This is a genomic window from Mycobacterium colombiense (assembly GCF_001665835.1).
In the GTDB taxonomy this organism is placed as follows: domain Bacteria; phylum Actinomycetota; class Actinomycetes; order Mycobacteriales; family Mycobacteriaceae; genus Mycobacterium; species Mycobacterium colombiense_A.
In genome coordinates this window covers 1-22500 of the sequence record NZ_LZSX01000030.1, presented here as the reverse complement: position 1 = coordinate 22500, position 22500 = coordinate 1, and the positions used below count along the sequence as shown (strand labels likewise).

General features: G+C 69.4%; 25 protein-coding genes and 1 pseudogene. 14 read left to right on the top strand and 12 right to left on the bottom strand.

What is annotated here, in order from left to right; genetic code table 11:
* The coding region (locus A5760_RS27220; protein ID WP_231122562.1) for a hypothetical protein at positions 1-84 on the top strand (84 nt) is incomplete at its 5' end.
* Here the strand turns inward: A5760_RS27220 and A5760_RS06410 are convergent.
* Genes A5760_RS06410 through A5760_RS06395 form a run of 4 tightly spaced genes read right to left on the bottom strand, consistent with a single transcriptional unit; the run spans position 81 to position 4127 of the window.
* A complete protein-coding gene (locus tag A5760_RS06410; RefSeq protein ID WP_064878804.1) occupies positions 81-644 on the bottom strand; it encodes a pyridoxamine 5'-phosphate oxidase family protein in 564 nt (187 codons plus the stop codon). The genes A5760_RS27220 and A5760_RS06410 overlap by 4 nt on opposite strands.
* Positions 645-660: 16 nt before the next feature.
* Positions 661-2157 carry a flavin-containing monooxygenase gene (locus A5760_RS06405; RefSeq protein ID WP_064878802.1) on the bottom strand — a complete coding sequence of 499 codons (1497 nt, stop codon included), beginning with the start codon at positions 2155-2157 and terminating at the stop codon, positions 661-663.
* A gap of 10 nt (positions 2158-2167) precedes the next feature.
* The gene (locus tag A5760_RS06400; protein WP_064878800.1) at positions 2168-3130 is read right to left on the bottom strand and encodes an alpha/beta hydrolase; all 963 of its coding nucleotides are present in this window, start codon (positions 3128-3130) and stop codon (positions 2168-2170) included.
* 22 nt (positions 3131-3152) lie between these two features.
* Positions 3153-4127 carry an alpha/beta hydrolase gene (locus tag A5760_RS06395; protein ID WP_064878798.1) on the bottom strand — a complete coding sequence of 325 codons (975 nt, stop codon included), beginning with the start codon at positions 4125-4127 and terminating at the stop codon, positions 3153-3155.
* Here A5760_RS06395 and A5760_RS06390 point away from each other — a divergent pair.
* From A5760_RS06390 to A5760_RS06380, 3 genes are all read left to right on the top strand, one after another.
* Positions 4126-4896 carry a lysoplasmalogenase gene (locus A5760_RS06390; protein ID WP_064878796.1) on the top strand — a complete coding sequence of 257 codons (771 nt, stop codon included), beginning with the start codon at positions 4126-4128 and terminating at the stop codon, positions 4894-4896. The genes A5760_RS06395 and A5760_RS06390 overlap by 2 nt on opposite strands.
* A gap of 78 nt (positions 4897-4974) precedes the next feature.
* Complete coding sequence (locus A5760_RS06385; RefSeq protein ID WP_196772005.1) at positions 4975-6987, top strand: primosomal protein N'; 2013 nt, start codon at positions 4975-4977, stop codon at positions 6985-6987.
* Between the two features lie 128 nt (positions 6988-7115).
* Complete coding sequence (locus A5760_RS06380; protein ID WP_064878794.1) at positions 7116-7601, top strand: MarR family winged helix-turn-helix transcriptional regulator; 486 nt, start codon at positions 7116-7118, stop codon at positions 7599-7601.
* 15 nt (positions 7602-7616) lie between these two features.
* Here A5760_RS06380 and A5760_RS06375 read toward each other — a convergent pair whose 3' ends face one another.
* Complete coding sequence (locus tag A5760_RS06375) at positions 7617-8444, bottom strand: class I SAM-dependent methyltransferase (protein ID WP_064878792.1); 828 nt, start codon at positions 8442-8444, stop codon at positions 7617-7619.
* Positions 8445-8626: 182 nt separating this feature from the next.
* Here A5760_RS06375 and fmt point away from each other — a divergent pair, with 182 nt between their 5' ends.
* The 4 genes from fmt (at position 8627) to ribD (ending at position 12834) form a co-directional block, all read left to right on the top strand.
* Entirely contained in the window at positions 8627-9574 is a 948-nt protein-coding gene (gene fmt, locus A5760_RS06370; RefSeq protein ID WP_064878790.1) for a methionyl-tRNA formyltransferase, read from the top strand.
* On the top strand, positions 9571-11034 hold the full coding sequence (locus tag A5760_RS06365) for an RsmB/NOP family class I SAM-dependent RNA methyltransferase (RefSeq protein WP_064878788.1): 1464 nt from the start codon (positions 9571-9573) through the stop codon (positions 11032-11034). Before fmt ends, A5760_RS06365 begins: the two co-directional genes overlap by 4 nt.
* Positions 11035-11113: 79 nt before the next feature.
* Positions 11114-11812 carry a ribulose-phosphate 3-epimerase gene (rpe, locus tag A5760_RS06360; RefSeq protein WP_064878786.1) on the top strand — a complete coding sequence of 233 codons (699 nt, stop codon included), beginning with the start codon at positions 11114-11116 and terminating at the stop codon, positions 11810-11812.
* Positions 11809-12834: a bifunctional diaminohydroxyphosphoribosylaminopyrimidine deaminase/5-amino-6-(5-phosphoribosylamino)uracil reductase RibD gene (gene ribD, locus A5760_RS06355; protein ID WP_064878784.1), complete on the top strand. Its 1026-nt coding sequence runs from the start codon at positions 11809-11811 to the stop codon at positions 12832-12834. Before rpe ends, ribD begins: the two co-directional genes overlap by 4 nt.
* On the opposite strand, the gene A5760_RS06350 is transcribed toward ribD, so the two are convergent.
* Positions 12831-14411 (bottom strand): MFS transporter, encoded by a 1581-nt coding sequence (locus tag A5760_RS06350; protein WP_064878782.1) that lies wholly within the window; start codon positions 14409-14411, stop codon positions 12831-12833. The genes ribD and A5760_RS06350 overlap by 4 nt on opposite strands.
* Positions 14408-15115, bottom strand: a complete 708-nt coding sequence (locus tag A5760_RS06345; RefSeq protein WP_064878780.1) for an LppX_LprAFG lipoprotein — start codon at positions 15113-15115, stop codon at positions 14408-14410. The genes A5760_RS06350 and A5760_RS06345 overlap by 4 nt, the downstream gene beginning before the upstream one ends.
* Positions 15116-15233: 118 nt before the next feature.
* On the opposite strand from A5760_RS06345, the gene A5760_RS06340 reads away from it, so the two are divergent.
* The gene (locus A5760_RS06340; protein WP_064878779.1) at positions 15234-15833 is read left to right on the top strand and encodes a riboflavin synthase; all 600 of its coding nucleotides are present in this window, start codon (positions 15234-15236) and stop codon (positions 15831-15833) included.
* 8 nt (positions 15834-15841) lie between these two features.
* On the opposite strand, the gene A5760_RS06335 is transcribed toward A5760_RS06340, so the two are convergent.
* Entirely contained in the window at positions 15842-16741 is a 900-nt protein-coding gene (locus A5760_RS06335; protein ID WP_064878776.1) for a TIGR03619 family F420-dependent LLM class oxidoreductase, read from the bottom strand.
* 121 nt (positions 16742-16862) lie between these two features.
* On the bottom strand, positions 16863-17486 hold the full coding sequence (locus tag A5760_RS06330) for an NADPH-dependent F420 reductase (protein WP_064878774.1): 624 nt from the start codon (positions 17484-17486) through the stop codon (positions 16863-16865).
* A gap of 99 nt (positions 17487-17585) precedes the next feature.
* Between A5760_RS06330 and A5760_RS06325 the strand changes: the two genes are divergently transcribed.
* A complete protein-coding gene (locus A5760_RS06325) occupies positions 17586-18068 on the top strand; it encodes a MarR family winged helix-turn-helix transcriptional regulator (RefSeq protein ID WP_064878808.1) in 483 nt (160 codons plus the stop codon).
* 157 nt (positions 18069-18225) lie between these two features.
* Here A5760_RS06325 and A5760_RS26005 read toward each other — a convergent pair whose 3' ends face one another.
* Positions 18226-18522, bottom strand: a complete 297-nt coding sequence (locus A5760_RS26005) for a hypothetical protein (RefSeq protein WP_231122560.1) — start codon at positions 18520-18522, stop codon at positions 18226-18228.
* Positions 18523-19183: 661 nt separating this feature from the next.
* Here A5760_RS26005 and A5760_RS06320 point away from each other — a divergent pair.
* From A5760_RS06320 to A5760_RS27545, 4 genes are read left to right on the top strand one after another with little or no spacing between them, the layout of a single operon-like run.
* Positions 19184-20461, top strand: a complete 1278-nt coding sequence (locus tag A5760_RS06320) for a bifunctional 3,4-dihydroxy-2-butanone-4-phosphate synthase/GTP cyclohydrolase II (protein WP_064878806.1) — start codon at positions 19184-19186, stop codon at positions 20459-20461.
* On the top strand, positions 20458-20940 hold the full coding sequence (gene ribH / locus A5760_RS06315; protein WP_064878772.1) for a 6,7-dimethyl-8-ribityllumazine synthase: 483 nt from the start codon (positions 20458-20460) through the stop codon (positions 20938-20940). Before A5760_RS06320 ends, ribH begins: the two co-directional genes overlap by 4 nt.
* Entirely contained in the window at positions 20937-21407 is a 471-nt protein-coding gene (locus A5760_RS06310; protein ID WP_064878770.1) for a PH domain-containing protein, read from the top strand. Before ribH ends, A5760_RS06310 begins: the two co-directional genes overlap by 4 nt.
* A 41-nt stretch (positions 21408-21448) precedes the next feature.
* The gene (locus A5760_RS27545; RefSeq protein ID WP_269198744.1) at positions 21449-21577 is read left to right on the top strand and encodes a hypothetical protein; all 129 of its coding nucleotides are present in this window, start codon (positions 21449-21451) and stop codon (positions 21575-21577) included.
* Between the two features lie 28 nt (positions 21578-21605).
* Here A5760_RS27545 and A5760_RS06305 read toward each other — a convergent pair whose 3' ends face one another.
* Together A5760_RS06305 and A5760_RS06300 are read right to left on the bottom strand one after the other, a co-directional pair.
* Positions 21606-21944, bottom strand: coding sequence for a hemophore-related protein (locus A5760_RS06305; protein WP_064878768.1), 339 nt, complete (start codon positions 21942-21944; stop codon positions 21606-21608).
* A 104-nt stretch (positions 21945-22048) separates the two neighbouring features.
* Positions 22049-22500: pseudogene (locus A5760_RS06300) on the bottom strand (PPE family protein); the annotation flags it as partial.

Sequence of the window (22500 nt, the reverse complement as noted above, 5' to 3'; positions counted from 1 at the left end):
GCCTACGGGCACTTCGGCCGCACCGACATCGAACTGCCCTGGGAGCAACTGAACAAGGTCGACGACCTCAAGCGCGCGATCTAACGCGGCGGGGGGTGATCCGCGTCCAGCGCGGGCAGTCCGTCGATGCTGCGCCGGTTGCGATCGACCAGCCGCCCGTACTGGTTGTCGGTGGCCTTGCGATGCGCGGCGTCGAGCACCGGCCGTTCGTCGACGAGGTCGTAATAGGGCACCGCGAATCCGCAGGCGTCGGCGATCCGCTCCACATCGACCACGATGATGGTGCGGACCCCCGCGTGCTGATCGCCGAAATGCCGCATCAGATCGGCGAATTCGGTGTCGTCCGGGCGGATCACCCGTCCGGTGCCGAACAGCCGCAGGATCCGCGAGTTGCGGGTGAACGAGCAGAACATGAGGGTGATGCGGCCGTTGTCGCGCAGATGGGCGATGGTTTCCACGCCGCTGCCGAACAGATCCAGATAGGCGACGGTGTGCTCGTCGAGCACCGCGAACGTGTCGCGATATCCCTTGGGGGACAGGTTGATTCGCCCACCCTCGGACGGTGCGGTGGCGACGAAGAATACGGCCTGCTCCCGGATGAAGTCGTGAAGCGACCCGTCGATGCTTTCAAATTCCTTCGCCACGGGTGCAGCGTAGCCGCTAGCGGGTGAACCGATAGTCGTCCAGGTTGAATCGCCGGCTGCGCCAGTACACCTCCGGGGTGGTGCCCGGACGCAGTGGCACGTCACCGTTCTTGTCGAAGTAGTAGCTGTTGGCCAGCCGGCAGCTGTCCTGCCAGAAGATCTGCCGGGGCCGCCGGCGCATCATCTCGGCGAAGTAGCGGTCGTTGGCCTCCTGGGTCACCTCGACGCGGGTCGCGCCGACGCGCTTGGCCCTTTTGAGGCAGCGCACGATGTGATGCGTCTGCGCCTCGATCAGCGCGAAATACGAGGAGCCGACGTAACCGTACGGACCGAACACGGTGAACAGGTTGGGAAATCCCGGCACGGTGACGCCCTCGTAGGCCTGCAGCCGGTGCTCGTCCCAGAAGCGGCTCAACGACTTTCCGCCGCTCCCCGTCACGGCGAAGGTGGGCACGTTGTCGGGGTCCATCACCTTGAAGCCGGTCGCCAGGATCAGCACGTCGATCTCGTGGTTCTCGCCGTCGGTGGTGGCCACCGCGTCGGGCGTGATCTTGTCGATCGGTTCGGTGACCAGCCGCACGTTGTCGCGGTTGAACGTCGCGAGGTAGCCGTTGTGGAAGCCGGGGCGTTTGCAGCCGACCGCGTACTGCGGGGTGAGCTGCTCGCGCACGGCCGGATCCTGAACCTGTTGCCGCAGATAGGATTTCCCTAATGAGGCCATCCTTTTGGCCAGCGGGAAGACCGTGAAGTAGTGCGCCGAGATGGGGAAGGTGAGCTCCACGTAGGCCTGGCTGAGCAGGCGCTGCAGGAACTTGCCGCCCGGAATTCGCATCGCCCAGCGCGCCGGCGCCGGCAGCGGGACGTCGAACTTCGGGAAGCACCAAATCGGGGTGCGCTGAAATACCCTGAGCGACGAGACGATTGGCGCGATCTCGGGAATGACCTGGACGGCCGAGGCGCCGGTGCCGATCACCGCGACGCGCTTGCCGCGCAGATCCTCGCCGTGATCCCACCGCGCGGTGTGCATGGTGATGCCGCCGAACGAGTCGACGCCGTCGATGTCGGGCAGGTTCGGCACCGTCAGCACGCCGCAGGCGCTGATCACGAACCGGGCCGTGATCTCGCCCGTCGGGTCGGTCTGCACCCGCCACAGGCCGCGCTCGTCGTCATATTCGGCGGTTTGCACCTTGGTGTTGAACCGGATCCGCGATCGGATGCCGTACTTGTCGGCGCAGCGTTCGGCGTACGCCTTGAGTTCGCGGCCCGGCGCGTAGGTCCGCGACCAGTGCCGGCTCTGCTCGAACGAGAACTGGTACGAGAACGACGGAATATCCACGGCGATACCGGGATACGTGTTCCAGTGCCAGGTGCCGCCGACCCCGTCGCCGGCTTCGATCACCAGGTAATCGGGCAGCCCGGCCCTGTCCAGGTTGATCGCCGCACCGATGCCGGAGAACCCGGCGCCGATGATCAGCGTGTGATAGTCGGGCGTTTCGTCTTCGTGCGGAACCATCGTCGCCTGCCTAGGGGTGCAGCGCTTTGTGAAGAGCCGTCAGGCCGCGCTCGGTGGCCTCCGCGGCGGCGGGTATCGCCAGGGCAAAACTGACGAATCCGTGCACCAGAGTGGGCGCGTTGCTCAGCTCCACCGGCACGCCGGCGGCGCCCAGCAGCTCGGCGTAGCGGGCCCCGTCATCGCGCAACGGATCGTGTTCGGCGGTCCCGATGTAGGCGGGTGCCAGCCCGGACAGGTCCGCGGCGTTCGCCGGGGCCATGGTGATGGGCAGCGCCTTCGGGTCGGTGAGATCGAGGTCGGGCACGTACCAGGACAGAAACGCGTCGATGACCTCACGGTTCAGGATCGGCGCCTCGGCGTTGTCGGTGTACGCCGGCAGGGACAGGTCCGCGGTGACCGTCGGGTACCAGAGCAACTGGAAGCGCAGTGCCGGGCCGCCGTTGTCGCGGGCCCGCAGCGCCGTCACCGCCGCGAGGTTGCCGCCCGCCGAGTCGCCTGCCACGGCGATGTTGTTCGGGTCGCCGCCGAGTTCGGCCGCGTTCTCGGCGACCCATTGCAGGGCCGCCCAGCAGTCGTCCACGCCGGCCGGGAACGGATGCTCGGGGGCCAGCCGGTAGCCGACGGACACCACGATGGCCTCGGCGCCGACGGCGTGCGCGCGGGCGACCGGGTCGTGGGTGTCCAGGTCGCCCAGGCAAAAGCCGCCGCCGTGGTAGAAGACGACCACGGGCAGCGGGCGCAGCTCGCTGTCGGGCCAGTAGATGCGCACCGGGATGTCGGTCCGCTCGCCGTTCGCGATCGTGCGGTTCTCGACTCGTAAGTCCGGCAGCATTTTCGGCGGCACCTTGAGCAGCCGGAGCCGCGAGCGGGCGACCTCGACACCGTCGGCCTCGCAAAAAGTCATCGGAAAGGCGTCGAGCAGCGCCTTGAACGTCGGGTCGATCCCGGGCCGGGCGCTGGTCGGCTCGCTCATGCGTTCACCGTACGCTGCGGGGTCACCGGTGCAGGGCGGTTCGCAGCGCGGCCAGTCCGTCCTCGAGGGCCGCGGTGGCTGCGGGCACCACGCCGGCGTAACCCAGGTAGCCGTGCACCAGCGTCTCGGCGTTGTGCACCCGGGCGTCGACGCCGGCGGCTGTCAGCAATTCGCCGTAGCGGATGCCGTCGTCGCGCAGCGGGTCGTACCCGGCGACCGCGATGTAGGCCGGCGCCAGGTTGCTCAGGTCCTTCGCCCGACCCGGCGCCATGTCCGACGGCGGATCGGACATGTCGACTTCGCCCGCGTACCAACGGGAGAACTCCGCGACGGCCTTGACGTCCAGGATCGGCGCGGTGGCGTTCTCGGCGAACGACGGCAGCGACGCGTCCCACATCGTCGATGGATACCAGAGCAGCTGGAACACGATCGGCGGGGCGGCGTTGTCCCGCGCCCGCTGCGCCACCGCGGCGGAGATGGTGCCGCCGGCCGAATCCCCGGCGACGGCGATCCGGTTCTGGTCGCCGTGCAGGTCGGCGACGTTGTCGGCGACCCAAAGCGTTGCGGCCCAAGCGTCTTCGACGGCGGCGGGGTAGGGGTGTTCGGGGGCCAGCCGATAGTCGACGGACACCACGATCGCCTCCGCGCCGACCGCATGTTGACGGGCGGTGCCGTCGTGGGTGTCGAGGTCACCGATGACGAACCCGCCGCCGTGGAAATACAGCACGACGGGCGCCGGGGTGCCCACCGGATGACCGTCGGAATGGCTTGGCGGCCAATAGATCCGGACCGCGATGGCGCCCGCGGGCCCGGGAATCGTGCGGTCCTCGACCCGCAGCTCGGGATGCAGCGGCCGGCGCGGCAGGTCGCGGAACCGCTGCCGGGCCGCGTCGATTCCGTCCTCAGTGGATAGCCGGAAGGGAACCGCATCCAGTACCTTCTGCAGGATGGGGTCGATAGCGGGTTTCTCGTCGGCTGTGTTATCCAAGCTGGGCATGGACGTACCGTACGCACCTCGTCTGGTGGCCGGGGCCTGGGTGGTGGCCGGCTGGATGGCCCTCGGCTATGGCATCTACCTGACCGTGCTGGCGCTGCGCTCGCCGCCGGGAATCGAGCTGGCCGGGCACTGGGTGCTGCAGCCGGCGTTCAAGGCCTCGATGGCGTTGCTGCTGACCCTGGCCGCGGCCGGGCACGCCGTCGTCCGCGAGCGGCGGTGGCTGATGCTGGCGCTGCTGCTCTCCGCGGTCGGCGACTGGGTGCTGGCCATCCCGTGGTGGACGCTGTCCTTCATGGTGGGTCTGGCGGCATTCCTGTTGGCGCACTTGTGTTTTGTGGCCGCGCTGCTGCCGCTGGTGCCGGCATTCTCGGGGGCGTCCAAGGATGCGCGGCCGTCGACGGTGCGCGTCGTCGCGGTGGTCCTGATGTGTGCGGTGTCGATCGCGCTGCTGGCCTGGTTCTGGCCCCACCTGCGCGCGGAGAAGCTGACGCTTCCGGTGGCGGTCTACATCGTGGTGCTGACCGCAATGGTGTGCACGGCCCTGCTGGCGAAACTGCCGACGATCTGGACGGCGGTGGGGGCGGTGTGTTTCGCGGCCTCGGACTCGATGATCGCCATCGCCCGCTTCATCCTGGGCAATGAGGCGCTCGCGGTGCCGATCTGGTGGTCGTATGCGGCGGCCCAGATCCTGATCACGGCCGGGTTCTTCTTCGGCCGCGAGGTTCCCGCCGACGCCGCCGGAGACACCCCGGCACCCGCCGAGGACTGATTGTCGCCCGTGCCCGGTACGCTGCGGATCGGACGGTAAAACATTGGATGACAACATGATTCGCGGCCCGGGGACGCGGTGAGTCCCAGCGCGCACACACCCGTCGAGGTGGAGCCCATCGCCCGGGTGCTGCCGATGCTGTCGGTGCCGCACCTGGACCGCGAGTTCGACTACCTGGTGTCAGCCGAGCAGTCCGACGACGCCCAGCCCGGGGTACGGGTGCGGGTGCGCTTCCACGGCCGGCTGGTCGACGGCTTCGTGCTGGAGCGCCGCAACGACACCGATCACGCCGGCAAGCTGGGCTGGCTGGATCGCGTCGTGTCGGCCGAACCGGTGCTCACCCCGGAAATCCGCCGGCTGGTCGACGCGGTGGCCGCGCACTACGCCGGCACCCGCCCCGACGTGCTGCGCCTGGCCGTGCCGGCCCGGCATGCCCGGGTGGAGCGGGAAGCCCTGGTCAGCCGCGATGCGGCGGTCCCTGAGCCCGTCGACCCGTCGGGCTGGGACGGTTACGGCCGGGGCGCTCAGTTCCTGGCCGCCCTGGCCGAATCGCGGGCCGCCCGGGCCGTCTGGCAGGCGCTGCCGGGCGAGTCGTGGACGGACCGCTTCGCCGAGGCCGCCGCGCAAACCGTGCGGACCGGCCGCTCGGTGCTGGCGATCGTTCCCGACCAGCGCGACCTGGACGCGCTGTGGCAGGTCGCGACGGCCCGGATCGACGAGGGCAGCGTGGTGGCCCTGTCGGCCGGCCTGGGGCCGGCGGCGCGCTACCGGCGCTGGCTGGCGGCGCTGCGCGGATCCGCGCGGTTGGTGATCGGCACGCGCAGCGCGGTGTTCGCGCCGCTGAGCGATCTCGGGCTGGTCATGGTGTGGGCCGATGCCGACGACAGCCTGGCCGAGCCGCGGGCGCCGTACCCGCACGCCCGCGAGGTGGCGATGCTGCGCGCGCATCAGGCCCGGTGCGCGGCCCTGATCGGCGGCTACGCGCGCACCGCCGAGGCCCACGCGCTGGTGGGCAGCGGCTGGGCCCACGACATCGTCGCCGCGCGGCCGGTGGTGCGCGCCCGCACGCCGCGGGTGATCGCCCTGGACGACACCGGCTACGCCGACGAGCGCGACCCGGCGGCGCGCACGGCGCGCATACCGTCCATCGCGCTGCGCGCCGCCCGCTCGGCGCTGCAGGCCGGGGCGCCGGTGCTGGTGCAGGTGCCGCGGCGGGGGTACCTCCCGTCGCTGGCCTGCGCGCGGTGCCGGACGATCGCCCGCTGCCGGCACTGCACGGGCCCGCTGTCGTTGCAGGAGGGCGGCGCGGCGCTGGTGTGCCGTTGGTGCGGCCGCGTCGACCCGGCCCGCCGGTGCGCTCGCTGCGGATCGGACGCGGTGCGCGCCGTCGTCGTCGGGGCGCGCCGCACCGCCGAAGAACTCGGCCGCGCGTTTCCCGGCACGGCGGTGATCACGTCGTCGGGTGACGGCGTGGTGCCCGAGGTCGCGGCCGGCCCGGCGTTGGTGGTGGCCACCCCGGGCGCCGAGCCGCAGGCGTCCGGCGGTTATGGGGCCGCGCTGCTGTTGGACACCTGGGCGCTGCTGGGCCGCCAAGACCTGCGCGCGGCCGAGGACGCGCTGTGGCGCTGGATGACGGCCGCCGCGCTGGTGCGCGCCCGCGGCGACGGCGGCGTGGTGATGGTGGTCGCGGAATCCTCGCTTCCCACAGTGCAATCGCTGATTCGCTGGGATCCGGTGGGTCATGCGGAGGCCGAAGTGACCGCGCGGGCGGAGGTCGGTCTGCCGCCCAGCGTGCACATGGCCGCCATCGATGGGACGGCCGGCGCCGTGACCGCGCTGCTCGACGAGGTCCGGCTGTCCGACCAGGAGTCCTTTAACGCGGATTTGCTTGGGCCGGTTGACCTTCCGGCCGGTGTGCGCCGCCCGGCCGGAACACCGGCCGGTGTCCCGGTGACGCGAATGCTGGTTCGCGTGCCCCGTCAGCAGGGCCTGGCGCTGGCGGCGGCGCTGCGGCGCGGCGTCGGTGTGCTCAGTGCCCGGCAGACCCATGAGCCGGCCCGGGTACAGATCGACCCCTTGCACATCGGGTAAGGTTCACAAACTGTTACCTTAGGCGACAATATGCGCATGCAATAATCTCTTTTTACGATATTAGAGGATTGCTACACTTTCTAATCCTTAGCCGCCGAGAGGCGGGAAACCCTCCGGGGAGGGGCGATATGGCAGCGGACAACACCGCCGTTGACGAGTCATTGGACGTCATCACCGATGCATTGCTGACGGCCTCCCGTTTGCTGATGGCCATCTCGGCTCGCTCCGTGGGGCAGGTCGACGAGACCATCACCATCGCGCAGTTCCGGACGCTGGTGATTCTGTCCAATCGCGGCCCGGTCAACCTGGCCACGCTGGCCGGCCTGCTGGGCGTGCAGCCGTCGGCCACCGGACGGATGGTGGACCGGCTGGTCGCCGCCGGGCTGATCGACCGCTTGCCGCACCCGACCTCGCGGCGCGAGCTGCTCGCCGCGCTCACCACGCGCGGCCGCGACGTCGTCCACCAGGTCACTGCGCACCGGCGCGCCGAGATCGCGGCCATCGTGGCGAAGATGCCGCCGCCGGAGCGGCACGGGCTGGTGCGGGCCCTGACGGCCTTCACCGCCGCCGGCGGCGAGCCCGACGTCCACCTGGACGCCGAGATCGACCTGTAGTCGCCACCAGCAGGCCTAGTCGGTCCGCTTCTCGGCGGTCACCAGGAGGTACTCCCAGCCCATGGTGCCGTTGGTCAGGTGCTGTTGCGCGAGTTCGACGAGCTGGGCGTCGAGCTCGGCGGCCAGCACCCGGTTGTGGCCGATGTTCGCGTACGCCTCGATCGTCGGGCCGTAGTGCTGCTTGAAGTACGCGTGCACGGCCTCGGCGCTGTCAAACCGGTTGACCGCCAACATGCCTCGCGTCGTGGTGATGTCGTTGATCTGGTCACCGAGCAGCGCGGCGACATAGCCGGGGCGCCCCCAGAGTGCCGCCGGCGGCACGGGGTGCGACAGGCTCGGCCGGTAGGGCCGAATGGTGGCGAGCATCCGGCCGAAGAACCCCTCGGGGGTCCAGCTGATCACGCCGATCGTGCCGCCCGGCCGGCACACCCGGACCAGCTCGGCGGCCGCGCGCTGCTGGTCGGGGGCGAACTGCACGCCGATCGCGGACATCACGACATCGAACTCGCCGTTGCCGAACGGCAGGGCCTGCGCATTGGCTTCGCGGTAGTCGATCTTCAGGCCCCGGGCCTCGGCCCTGATCCGCGACCGGTGCAGCAAATCCGGCGTGAGGTCGGTGGAGACGACGGTGGCGCCGGCGGCGGCGGCCGGAAGTGAGATGTTGCCCGAGCCGGCGGCGACGTCGAGGACCCGCACGCCGGGCCGGATGCCTGCGGCCTCGACGAGGGCGGGGCCGAGGGGAGCCATCACTTCCTCGGCCATCAGGGCGTAGTCGCCCAGCGCCCAAACCGTGCGATGTGTGGCGGCGACTCTGGCGTCGCTGACGGTGGAGTCGAGGGTCATCAGACCTCCTTGGTGAAGGGAAAGGGTGTCTCTCGACGTCGTTGTCGACCTGGAACGGCAGTGCGATCACGCCGCAAAATAATGGCTCCCAGAAATAATAGCCATAAGCAACAGTGTACGCGCGCAAATCGGGTGACCTCGGGCGGGTCGGGTCCGCGTCCGCCGCTTCCTAGACTGGGCCGGTGCGTCTCGTCTTCGCCGGAACCCCCGAACCCGCGCTGCCCGCGCTGCGCCGCCTCATCGACTCACCGCGTCACGAGGTGATCGCGGTGCTGACCCGGCCCGACGCTGCCGTCGGACGGCGCGGCAAGCCGGAGCCGTCGCCGGTGGCCCGGGAAGCGCTCGACCGCGGCATTCCCCTGCTGCGGCCATCGCGGCCGAACTCCGACGAGTTCGTCGCGGAGCTGTCGGAGTTGGCACCGGACTGCTGCGCGGTGGTCGCCTACGGCGCGCTGCTGCGCGACGGTCTGCTGGCCGTGCCCCCGCGGGGCTGGATCAACCTGCACTTCTCGTTGCTGCCCGCCTGGCGCGGCGCCGCGCCGGTGCAGGCGGCCATCGCCGCGGGCGACAGCATCACCGGCGCCTCGACGTTCCGGATCGAGCCGAGCCTGGACTCCGGCCCGATCTTCGGAGTCGTGACCGAGACCATCCGGCCGACCGACACCGCCGGGGAACTGCTTGAGCGACTTGCTGTTTCGGGTGCGGCACTGCTGTCGACCACGCTGGACGGCATCGACGACGCGACGCTGACACCGGTGCCGCAGCCCGCCGACGGGGTCAGCATCGCACCCAAGATCACCGTCGAGCAGGCCCGGGTGCGCTGGGACCTGCCGGCGCTGGTCGTGGATCGTCGCATTCGCGCCGTCACGCCCAACCCCGGCGCGTGGACCCTGATCGGCGACCTGCGCATCAAACTGGGGCCGGTGCAGGTTGCCGAGGCCTCCGCGCTGCCGGGGCCGTCAGAACCGTTGGCGCCCGGCGCTATTCACGTCGACCGCAAGAGCGTCTGGGTCGGCACGGGCTCCGATCCGGTGCGGCTGGACCAGATCCAGCCGCCCGGAAAGAAATTCATGAACGCGGTCGACTGGGCGCGCGGCGCCCGGCTCGACCCCGCGGTGCTGGCGACATGAGCACCGGGCGCGACAGACCGCAGCGCGGCCGCCCGGAGCGCAAGCCGCCGCGGCCGCAGCAGCGCGACCGCCGGCCCCAGCAGCGGGACCGCCGCCCGCCGCGCCGGCCCCTCGACCCGGCCCGCGCCGCCGCGTTCGACGTCCTTCGGGCGGTCAGCGAACGCGATGCCTACGCGAACCTGGCGCTGCCCGCGCTGCTGCGCGACCGCGGAATCACCGGCCGCGACGCGGCATTCGCCACCGAGCTGACCTACGGCACCTGCCGCAGCCGGGGCCTGCTCGACGCCGTCATCGGCGCGGCCGCGGGGCGCTCGCCGCAGGCCATCGACCCGGTGCTGCTCGACCTGCTGCGCCTCGGCGCGTATCAGTTGCTGCGGACCCGGGTCGACGCGCACGCCGCGGTGTCCACCACCGTCGAGCAGGCGGGAATCGAATTCGACTCGGCGCGAGCGGGTTTCGTCAACGGGGTGCTACGCACCATCTCCGGGCGCGACGAGCAGGCCTGGGTCGCCGAGCTGGCCCCCAACCCCGCGCAGGATCCGATCGGGCACGCCGCGTTCGTGCATGCCCACCCCCGGTGGATCGCCCAGGCCTTCGCCGATGCGTTGGGTGCCGCCGCGACCGAACTCGACGCGGTGCTGGCCAGCGACGACGAGCGGCCCCAGGTGCACCTGGCCGCCCGTGCCGGCGCGCTGACCGCGGCCGAGTTGGCCGACGCGGTGGACGGGACCGTCGGCCGCTATTCCCCGTACGCGGTGTACCTGGCGGGCGGCGATCCCGGGCGGCTGGCGCCGGTGCGCGACGGCCTCGCCCTGGTCCAGGACGAGGGCAGCCAGCTGGTGGCCCGGGCGCTGACCTTGGCGCCGGTCGACGGCGACAGCGGCCGGTGGCTGGATTTGTGCGCAGGGCCGGGCGGGAAGACGGCGCTGCTGGCGTCGCTGGGTGTGCAGCAGCACCCGGAGTCAGGGTTCCTGCTCACCGCGGTGGAGCCGGCGCCGCGCCGCGCCGACCTGGTCGCCGAGAACACCCGCGGCCTGCCGGTCGACGTGCTGCGGGTCGACGGGCGGCAGACGGAGCTGGAGCCGACGTTCGACCGGGTGCTCGTCGACGTGCCCTGTACCGGGCTGGGGGCGCTGCGCCGCCGCCCGGAGGCCCGGTGGCGGCGGCAACCCGGCGACGTGCCCACGCTGACGAAGCTGCAGCGCGAGCTGTTGGGCGCCGCGATCGCCCTGACCCGCCCCGGTGGCGTGGTGCTCTACGCCACCTGCTCGCCGCACCTGGCCGAGACCGTCGGCGTGGTCGCCGACGCGCTGCGCCGTCACCCGGTGAGTGCCCTGGATGCCCGGCCGTTGTTCGAGCCCGCCGCCGATCTGGGGGACGGGCCGCACGTCCAGCTGTGGCCGCACCGCCACGGCACCGACGCGATGTTCGCGGCCGTGCTGCGCCGCGAGGTGGGGTAGCGGGGCCGCGACGAAATGAACCCGCGGCCGCGCCGCGCCGGATGTGAAGCGGGCCGCGCGGCTCAGTAGTCTGGCGCTCATGGCTCGCAACCCGGAACCGTCACAGGGGCCTCTGATCGCGCCGTCGATCCTTTCCGCTGACTTCGCCCGGCTCGCCGACGAAGCCGCCGCCGTGACCGGGGCCGACTGGTTGCACGTCGACGTGATGGACAACCACTTCGTGCCGAATCTGACCTTCGGGCTGCCGGTGGTGGAAAGCCTGCTGGCCGCCACCACCATCCCGATGGACTGCCACCTGATGATCGATGACCCCGACCGCTGGGCGCCTCCCTACGCCGAGGCGGGGGCGTACAACGTCACCTTCCACGCCGAGGCCACCGAGAATCCGATCGGCGTGGCCCGCGATATCCGCGCCGCCGGCGCCAGAGCGGGGATCAGCGTCAAGCCGGGAACCCCGCTGGAGCCCTACCTGGAAATCCTGCCGCAGTTCGACACCCTGCTCATCATGTCGGTGGAGCCCGGTTTCGGCGGCCAGAGCTTCATCCCCGAGGTGCTGAGCAAGGTGCGCACCGCGCGCAAGCTCATCGAGGCGGGGGAGTTGACGATCCTGGTCGAAATCGACGGCGGCATCAACGCCGACACCATTGAGCAGGCCGCCGAGGCCGGCGTCGATTGCTTCGTCGCCGGGTCGGCCGTGTACGGCGCCGATGACCCGGAGGCCGCGATCGACGCGTTGCGGCGCCAGGCCGCCGGCGCATCCCCGCACCTGCGTCGATGACGCTTCCGCCGGGCGACAGCCTGGACGCCGCGATGCGCTTGGCGATCGACCAGTCCAACCACGTCAAAGGGACCACGTATCCGAACCCACCGGTGGGGGCGGTCATCCTGGACGCCGGTGGCGAAGTGGTCGGCGTCGGCGCAACCGAACCGGCCGGTGGCGATCACGCCGAGATCCTGGCGCTGCGGCGGGCCGGCGATCTGGCGGCCGGGGGCACCGCCGTGGTCACCCTCGAGCCGTGCAACCACTACGGCAAAACCCCGCCGTGCGTGAACGCCCTGCTCGACGCGAAGGTGGGCACCGTGGTGTACGCCGTCGCCGACCCCAACCCGGAGGCCGCCGGCGGGGCCGCTCGGCTCGAGGAGGCCGGCGTCGCGGTGCAGTCCGGGGTGCTGGCCGACGAGGTGACCGGCGGCCCGCTGCGCGAGTGGCTGCACAAGCAACGCACCGGGCTGCCGCATCTGACCTGGAAATACGCCAGCAGTGTCGACGGCCGCAGTGCGGCCGCGGACGGCTCCAGTCAGTGGATCTCCAGCGAGGCCTCGCGGCTGGATCTGCATCGCCGACGCGCGGTGGCCGGCGCGATCGTGGTGGGCACCGGCACCGTGCTGGCCGACGACCCGGCGCTGACCGCCCGGCTGCCCGACGGCTCGCTGGCCGACCGGCAGCCGCTGCGAGTGGTCGTCGGAATGCGTGAAATACCTTCGGAGGCAAAGGTTCTCAACGACGATTCGCGAACCATGCTGATCCGCACGCATGATCCACTGGAGGTGCTCAAGGCCGTGTCCGACCGCACCGACGTGCTGCTGGAGGGCGGCCCGACGCTCGCGGGTGCCTTCCTGCGGGCCGGGGTGGTCAACCGGATCCTGGCCTACGTCGCGCCGACGCTGCTGGGCGGCCCCGTCACCGCGGTCGACGATGTGGGCGTGTCCACGATCGCGCGGGCGCTGCGCTGGCAGTTCGACGGCATCGACCGGGTCGGGCCCGACGTGGTGCTCAGCCTGGTGCCGCGCAGCGGCTAGCGCTCACCCAACGAAACCGTTTGCGGCTCAGCTATTTCCGGTTCCTCGGCGTGTTCCTTGCGGCCGCCGATCAGCAGACCCAGCAGCGCTCCCAAAATACAGATCACCACGGTGGCCTCGAAGATGTCGCCGTACATCATGGCGAAGGCCTTGAGGTACATGGTGCCCTGCGCGGCGATGCGCTCCAGCAGGCTGGCATTGGCCGGGATCGCCGCGGTCAGGCCCGCGACGATCTGGTTGAACCGGTACAGGCCCCACGCGGTGAGCGCGGCCACCCCGATCAGCATGCCGGTCATCCGGGCCACCACCACGGCCGCCGAGGCGATGCCGTGTTCGGCCGATGGAACAACCCGCAGCGCCGCCGAGGTCAGCGGCCCGATCACCAGGCCCAGGCCCAGACCGGCTACCAGCAGATCGGCATGCAAGATGGGGACGCTGAACAACCCGAAGATGTTGTGCTTCTGGCTCAACACGTCTTGGCGCCAGAAGTGAATCAGCCAGTACCCGTAGGCCGCGATGAGCAGCCCGGCGAAAGCCATGATCCGGTCACCGATCCGGGTGGCGATCCACCCGCCCAGCACCGCCCCGATCGGCAGCGCGATCAGGAACCACAACAGCAACCCGGCCGCCTGCGTCTCGTCCATCTGCAGCACACCCTGGCCGAACAGCTCCACGTCGACCAGAGTCACCATCAGCGCGGCACCGGCGAACAGCGAGGCGCCCAGCGCGGCCAGGAACGGGCGGAAGTGCACGCCCGACGGTTCGATCAGCCGGGTGCGCGCGAAACGTTCCCAGAGCAGGAACAACACCGCGACCACAACCGCGCCGATGACCAGCGGCAGCCCGTAGCTCGGCAGGATCTGCTTGCCGTCGGGTTGCGGGTTGTACAGACCGATCACGGCGAGGCCCAGGGCGACCGCCAACAGCACGCCACCGACCAGGTCGACCTTCTCGGGGTTCTCCACCCGTTGGTGCGACGGCAGGCTGAACTGGATCATCACCATCGCGATGAGGGTCAGCGGGACGTTGATCCAGAACACGTAGCGCCAGTCGTGGGTGAGGAAGACGATGAAGATCCCGTACAGCGGGCCCAGCACGCTGCCGAGCTCCTGCGCGGCACCGATGCCACCCAGCACGCCGGCGCGGTTGCGCTGCGCCCACAGATCGGCGCCCAAAGCGAGCGTGACCGGTAGCAGCGCACCGCTGGCCACGCCCTGGATGGTGCGGCCGCCGACCAGCAGATGGAAATCGCCCCAGTGCCCGGCTAGCGCGGTGACCACCGAGCCGACGATGAACAGCGCCAGGCTGACCTGCAGCACCAGCTTGCGGCCGAACCGGTCGGAGGCGCGGCCCAGCAACGGCATGGCGGCGATGTAGCCCAGCAGGTACATCGTGATGATCCAGGTGATGCGTTGCAGCTGGTTAATCGGGATGTGAACGTCGGTCATGATGTCGCGCATGATCGTCACGACGACATAGGCGTCCAGGGCGCCCAGCAGGACCGCCAGGCTGCCCGCGCTGATCGCCACGCGGCGCCCGGTTTGGTGCCCGGTCGGGGCTGCGGTCTCCGCGGTCACGAGCTCACCGGGGGCTTGCTGACCTGAACCGGCTCGCCCCAGTTGGACAGGGTGATCTGGGCGGAGTTGCCCGAGCTCTTCTGCAGGTTGGCCTGGACCAGCAGGTGGTCACCGGTTTCCTGGACCCACACCGTGCTCGGCACCGGCTGCGTCGCGTTGAACTGCGGCACGATCTTGTTCACCGCGTCGGCCGAGACGTTGCCGGTGATGCGGATGGTGTTCTGCCCGTTGATGTTCTCGCGGCCCTCGGCCTTGGCGTTGCTGAAGTTGGCCAGCGCGTTGCCCAGGCCGCTGTCGGGGTTCAGCAGCACCGAGACGTCGTAGACGTCGGAGGCCTTGCCGAAGTCGCTCCACTTGTTCGGGGTGAGGGTGGCGTACAGGGTTCCGTCGACCACCACGAAGTTGGCGTCGATGTCCGAGCCGCCCAGGGTGATCGTGGCGTTGCCCGACGCGGCGGTGGCCGGTGCCGTGGTGAGGTCACCGGTCAGCGTCTTGATGGGTAGCCCGGGGATCTTGCCCTGGACGCTCAGCGCGATGTGTGCGCTCTGCACCTTCTTGGTGGCGTCGGCCGACTGCTTGACCAAGGTCGTGCCGTCGGGGAGCGGCGCGCCGCTCTGCTTTGAGCCCGACGAACAGCCGGCGATCAAGGCGGTGGCGAGGGTCAGGGATGCGATGACGGCCGATATACGGCGGCGGGTCTGCATACTCTGCATCGTAGAGGGTGCAGGTGACTGCCCTGGTGAACGCGGGGTGCCAGTGTCGTCCGGGCGTAGGTGTTTGCCCTGCTCATCAGCGTGAGCGGGGGGCAATTAGCCTAAGAGGATGTTTACCGGAATTGTCGAGGAACTCGGCGAGGTGACGGCTCGCGACGTCCTTTCGGACGCGGCACGGCTGACCATCCGCGGTGCAGTCGTGACCGCCGACGCGGGCCATGGCGATTCGATCGCCGTCAACGGCGTGTGCCTGACCGTCGCCGAGCTGCTGCCCGGTGGCCAGTTCACCGCCGACGTGATGGCCGAATCGCTCAACCGGTCCAACCTGGGCGAACTGCAGGTCGGCAGCCGTGTCAACCTGGAGCGCGCCGCGGCCGTCAACAGTCGGCTGGGCGGGCACATCGTGCAGGGGCACGTCGACGGGACCGGGCGCATCGTGGGCCGGACACCGTCGGAACACTGGGAAGTGGTGCGCATCGAGATGCCGGCCGAGGTGGCCCGCTACGTGGTGGAGAAGGGATCGATCACCGTCGACGGGATTTCGTTGACGGTGTCCGGGCTGGGCGGCGAGCCAGGGGACTGGTTCGAAGTCTCGCTGATCCCCACCACCCGCGAATTGACCACGCTGGGCCGCGCGCCGGTCGGCACACAGGTGAACCTCGAGGTCGACGTAATCGCCAAGTACGTCGAGCGGTTGATGGCCCGCTAGACGGGCCGTCAAGCTTTCCCACGATCACTCCATCGAGCGATTACCTGGCCGGCGAAGTCGAGCATCTGGTCAAGGCTGGGGAACATCGCGAAGGCATCCACGATCGCCTCATCAGCACCGGCCCCGGCGAGGCGCTCGAGCCTGTCGGCAACAGAGTCAACGGACGTGCCCGGTTCGAGGTTGATCCGCATGGCCGTCTTCAGCGCGTCAGGATCGCGGCCGGCGTTCTGCGCCGCACGGCGCGCAATCGACCACAAGTGGTCGGTGACCTCGTCCTGCAGCCCCTCGACCCCGAGCCAGCCGGTGCCGCTGCGCCCGACCCGGCGCATCGCGGCCTCGCTGGCACCGCCGATCCAGATGGGCGGACCGCCGGCCTGGACCGGGCGCAGGTCGGCATGGACCGGCGGCAGCGAGAAGAACTCGCTCTCCCAGGAGACCGGGGTGGTCGTCCACCACTCGTGCAGGAACGCCAGCAGGTCATCGAGCATCCGCCCGCGCCGGCGCCAGTCCGCGCTGCGGGCGATGTCGTGCTCGTCCTTCATCCACCCGATTCCCACGCCAACGTCGAGGCGGCCGTCGCTGAGCACGTCGAGCGTGGTCAGCAGCCGGGCCAGGTGCACCGGCTCGTAGTAGAACGTGCTGAGGGTGCTGGCGTTGAGCCGCACCCGGCTGGTCGCCGTCGCCGCGACCGTCCACAGCAGCACCGGATCGAGGTAACGGGTCATCTGCGGCGGGTAGGGCTGCTCTTTGCCCGGATAGGTGCTATGCATATCGACCGGAGTGACCAGCCGATCGCCGACCCACAGCGTGTCGTAGCCAAGGTCCTCGAGCCCGCGGCAGAACGCGCTCAGACCAGCGGCGCTGCTGATAGCGGGCCCGACGATGGGAAGTGCGAAACCGAGTTTCATCGCGGAAGCCTCTCTTGGCAGACCATCGCCTGCCGACGCTGACACTTTTGGTGATCCATCAACCATTACCGGGCAGCGGCGCCCCTATTCGTTGACGCCCCTGGACTGCCGGCGGCGCGGCTCAGCCGGGAACGGTGGCGCCGAGGGCGAAGTCGAAGTTCCCCACCCCGTGCCGGGCGAGACCCATCACGACCAGGCCCGTTCCTTCCAGCCAGTGCGCCATGTTCAGGCCGCCGACGTCTAGCGGGCGCAGCTCGAGGCTCCCGATGAACTCCGCCACACGCGCCTTGGCGCGCGCGTCGTCGCCGGCGATGAAGACGTCGAGCGGCCGGCCCTGGGCCAGGACAACACCGAAGACGGTGTTGAACGCCTTCACCACGCTGGCGCTGGCCGGGGCCGTCTTGGCAACTTCCTCCGCGATCGAGGTGCCATCGGGGATGGCCAGCCCGTCGGCTGCGGAATTGAAGGGATTGCTGATGTCGACGATGACCTTGCCCGCCAGGGCGTCTCCGTACTGCGCGACGACCGGAACGACATTGGCGTACAACACGGAAACGATGACGATGTCCCCGGCCGGAACGGCGCCGAACTGTCCCGTCGTGGCGCCGCCGCCGAGAGTCTTGGCCAGGTCAGCGGCCTTGGACTGATCGCGGCCGATGACCTCGACGGTGTTGCCGCCCGCTACCGCCAGCGCGCCGATGGCGCGGGCCATGTTCCCGGTGCCGATGATGCTGATGTTACTCATGAGGTATCCCGTCTCTGAATTGACGTCGAAAAGGTTGACGCGTCTACCTTATGACGATTTTGATGACGTGTCAACCAAATCGCGGTAGCATCAAGGGTGATGGAACCGAACTGGCTTAACCCCGCTGAAGACCGTGCCTGGCGGGCCTTCCAGCACGCGAATCATCAGCTCAGCGTGCACCTGAATCGAGGCCTGCAGGAATCGGGCCTTTCCGGCGCCGACTATCAGATCCTGGCGGTGCTCTCGGAACACGCGGGGGACCGCCTACCCGCCCACGAGCTGTGCAACAAGCTGGGCTGGGAGAAGAGCCGTGTCTCCCACCAGGTGCGGCGCATGCAGCAGGACGGGCTGATCAGCCGCGAGCCCAACCCCGACGACGCCCGCAGCACCATGGTCCGCCTGCTGCCGGCGGGCCGCGCCGCCATCGAGCGGGCGGCGCCCGGGCACGTGGCGGACGTCCGGCGGAACTTCATCGACCTGCTCACCCCGGCCGAGCTCGACATGTTCGCCGCCCTCAACGAACGAGTCCTGCGCCACCTGGCCGAAGACGACGGCTCTCCCGCCGAACACGGGCCCTCGTAGCCTTCATCAGCCGCGAGCCTGGACCTTTTGCTGGCGCGGAAGCGGCTTGAGAATCATGGCGGACGCGCCTCGAGCCGTAGATGAAAGCAGACCGCTGGCCGCGGCGTCTCGCGCCGCGGCAGCGGTCTGTCTGGGAGCTAGCTGGTTACTCGGCTGATCACACCGGGCGCCAGTTGGGGCCTTCCCAGTAACCCCAATGGTTCATGCCGGGATCCCAGACGATCTGGGCCCACGGTGCCCACGGCGGCGGCGGTGGCGGCGGGCCCGCCCACGGCGGCGCCCCGTAGCCGGCCGGACCGCCGTAATTGTCGTCCCAGTCACGGCAGTTGTTCCAGTTCTGGTAAGGACCCCAGCCCGGGTCCCACTGCTCGCCCGGGCACCAGTGGTGGTGATACGTAGGCGGAGGGGGAGGCGCCGCCGTGGCGGTGCCGGTGGACAATCCGAGGGCGGACATGGCCAAGCCGCCGGCCGCGAGCGCGCCAGTACAGAGCCGGACCCACGGTCGTGTTGGTGTGTTGGTATTCATACGGCTTGTATTTCCCCAATAATGTCCGCGAAACCCGATTTTGCCGTTTGCTCGTGTCAAATATTGGGCACAGCCAACACATATCTGATGCAAAGGGTTCCGGCGTATACGGGCCTTTCATGGCGTTATTTTTGACACCAGGTGACGATATAGCGAAGCTAAGCAATCCATTATTGGCGGCGACATCGTGTTTGCGGGTTACCTCGAGCCTGAAAACGCCCGGATGCCTTTCCGGTCGCGAAAGCGCGGCGGCGCGCGGGACGCCGCGGGGTTGCCCTGGGGCGGCGAAAATTGTGATCCCGGCAACGATTACCCGGCCGCCGCCGGGGGTGACGAGGCCCGGGCCCACACCGGGGCGCCTTGGGGATCCGCGGCGGCGAGATAAGTGCGCGCTTATCGGACGTGGTCAGGCCGTTGGCATCGCCAGCCCACTCGGTGGCGCAACGCAATTCGGGACCGTCCCACTGATCAAGCCATGGCAATAACGGCGACGCCCCCGTGGTTCATACTGAATGCAACACGTGGGCTTCTCGTGTGAGCCGTTTCGACAGTGTTCCCGCCGGACAGCGGGGACGGCGAGGTAGCAAAGATGACGAGGTTGGACTCCGTCGAAAGGGCGGTTGCCGACATTGCGGCCGGCAAGGCCGTCATCGTCATTGACGACGAGGACCGCGAGAACGAGGGGGATCTGATCTTCGCCGCCGAGAAGGCGACGCCGGAGATGGTGGCGTTCATGGTGCGCTACACCTCGGGATACCTGTGCGTGCCGCTGGACGGCGAGATCTGCGACCGGTTGGGCCTGCTGCCGATGTACGCGGTGAACCAGGACAAGCACGGCACCGCCTACACGGTCACCGTCGACGCAAGGCGGGGTGTGGGCACCGGGATTTCGGCCTCGGACCGGGCCACCACGATGCGGCTGCTGGCCGATCCCGCCAGCGTCGCCGACGACTTCACCCGGCCGGGTCACGTGGTTCCGTTGCGCGCCAAGGACGGTGGCGTGTTGCGCCGTCCCGGTCACACCGAGGCCGCCGTCGACCTGGCCCGGCTCGCCGGGCTGCAGCCCGCGGGCGCCATCTGCGAGATCGTCAGCCAAAAGGACGAGGGCTCGATGGCGCAGACCGACGAACTGCGGGTGTTCGCCGATGAACACGACCTCGCGATGATCACCATCGCCGACCTGATCGAGTGGCGCCGCAAGCACGAGAAGCACATCGCCCGGATCGCCGAGGCCCGGATACCGACGCGGCACGGCGAGTTTCGTGCCATCGGCTACGCCAGCATCTACGAAGAGGTCGAACACGTCGCGCTGGTGCGCGGCGACATCGCCGGGCCGAATTCCGATGGTGACGACGTACTGGTGCGCGTGCACTCGGAGTGCCTGACCGGTGACGTGTTCGGTTCGCGCCGTTGCGATTGCGGGCCGCAGCTGGACGCCGCGATGGCGATGGTCGCCCGCGAAGGACGCGGCATCGTGCTGTACATGCGCGGCCACGAGGGCCGCGGCATCGGGCTGATGCACAAGCTGCAGGCCTATCAGCTGCAGGACGCCGGTGAAGACACCGTCGACGCCAACCTCAAGCTCGGATTGCCTGCCGACGCAAGGGATTACGGTATCGGCGCGCAGATCCTGGTGGACCTCGGGGTGCGTTCGATGCGGTTGCTGACCAACAACCCGGCCAAGCGGGTCGGACTGGACGGGTACGGCCTGCACATCATCGAGCGGGTGCCGCTGCCGGTGCGCGCCAACGCGGAAAACATCCGTTACCTGATGACCAAGCGGGATAAGATGGGCCACGACCTAGCGGGGTTGGACGACTTTCACGAATCCGTCCATCTGCCAGGTGAATTCGGCGGTGCTTTGTGAGCCCTGCCGACGGTGTGCCGGAGGTTCCGCCGCTCGATGCATCGGGCCTTCGCCTGGCCCTGGTTGCGAGTACCTGGCACAGCGAAATCTGCGACGCACTGCTGGCAGGTGCCAGCAAGGTGGCCTCGGAATCGGGTATCGACGACCCGACGGTGATCCGGGTGATCGGCGCGATCGAAATCCCGGTGGTGGCGCAGGAACTCGCCGGCAACCACGATGCCGTCGTCGCGCTGGGCGTCGTAATCCGCGGGCAAACACCGCATTTCGAATACGTGTGTGATGCGGTGACGCAGGGCCTGACCCGGGTGTCGTTGGACACTTCCACACCGGTGGCCAACGGCGTGCTGACCACCGACACCGAGGAGCAGGCGTTGGACCGGGCCGGCCTTCCGGAATCGGCCGAAGACAAAGGGGCCCAAGCCACTCTGGCCGCCCTCACCACCGCGCTAACCCTGCGTGGGTTGCGCGCTCAGTCGTGACGTCGCCGCCGGACCGCGAGTCCTGGGATGCGGTGTTGCGTCCCCATCGCACACCGTTATTCGCCTATGGGGCCGCGTTTCTCATCGCCGCGGCGCATATCGCGGTGGGCCTGCTGCTCAAGGTTGGGTCCACCGGGGTGGTGTTTCAGACCTCCGATCAGGTGGCGATCGCGGTGCTGGGTCTGGTCATCGCCGGCGTAGTACTGTTGTTCGCGCGGCCGCGGCTGCGAGTGGGACCGGCCGGCGTTTCGGTGAGAAATCTGTTGGGCGACAAGCTGATCGAGTGGCCGGATGTTGCCGGGGTGTCGTTTCCGGTGGGTCACCGCTGGGCACGCATCGACCTGCCGGATGACGAGTACATTCCGGTGATGGCCATCCAGGCCGTTGACAAGGGTCGCGCGGTGGACGCCATGGACACGGTCCGGTCGCTGCTGGCGCGCTATCGGCCGGACCTGCATACGCACTGAGCGCTTACCATCGGCCGACCCGAGACGGGAAGTCATCGTCGATGCACCTCGGCGACGTCGACAGGTCGGCGCACGACGCCGTGGTCTGGGCGTGTGACGCGCAGCCCGGGTTCCCCATGGCGGCGTGGACGGCCGATCGGCTCGCGCAGATCAGCGACCGTATCGCCTAGGGCACCCGGGCCAGGGCGGTGGAGGCACTCAGTATCGAGTGCAGTCCGTCATCATTTGCTGGAAGATCGGCAGGGCCTGTTGGGCCCCCTGGTTGTGCTGGATCGCCTTGAGCAGGTTCACCCGCTGATCGGGCGACGACGCCAGGTACTGCTGCAAGAACTGCTGGTTCGGCGGCGACTGGTCCAGGTACTGAGCGGCCGTCGGGTTCTCCGCGTGCACCGCCCGCATCGCCTGGTCGTAGTTACAGGTGGTGTTGATCATCGGACCGAAATCGGGATCAGCAGATGCGACCCCGGCCCCAGCGGTCGATGCCAATGCCAGACCGCCGAGCGTGACGGCCAGTTTGGCCAGCGAGCGCTTCATCATTTACGGACTCCCTCCATTGCTGTGCCCCCACTCTAACGTTGAGCTAGAAGCTTGGTAGCCGGATCCGAAGCCGCCCAAACCGCCGCCACCGCGCGCGGGGCCCGTTACGGGCCGTCTACCTGCGCGGTTGTTCCTTCTTCGGTTTCGGGGCTCCAACTGCTCGGCAACAGCGGCCGGCTCGGGCTGTCGTCCAAAGAAGCGCCGGCAACTGTGGTCAGGCCCACGGGAGCGGCGCCCGACCCGGGAGCGGTGCCGGCGAACCCCATTTGCCCCGCGCCCCGATCCGAGGCCGTCGCATCGGCGGATTCCGCGTCCGGACCGTGGTCGAGGTATTCGTAGCGGCGCCCGGGATCGATCAGACCCGGCCGGGGACGGCGGTGGCGCCGGACCTGTTGCCGCCGGGCCGCGGCGGCCGGCGCCGCGACGGTGTCGGGCGCGGGCTGGTGCTGGCCGGCGCGGGAACCAAGGGTCATGTCCGTGCCCGCCCCGAGGCCGGGAGGGCCGACCACATAGGGATAGCTGAAAGCCGGGACGCCGGGGACGGGGGGCGCGGGCG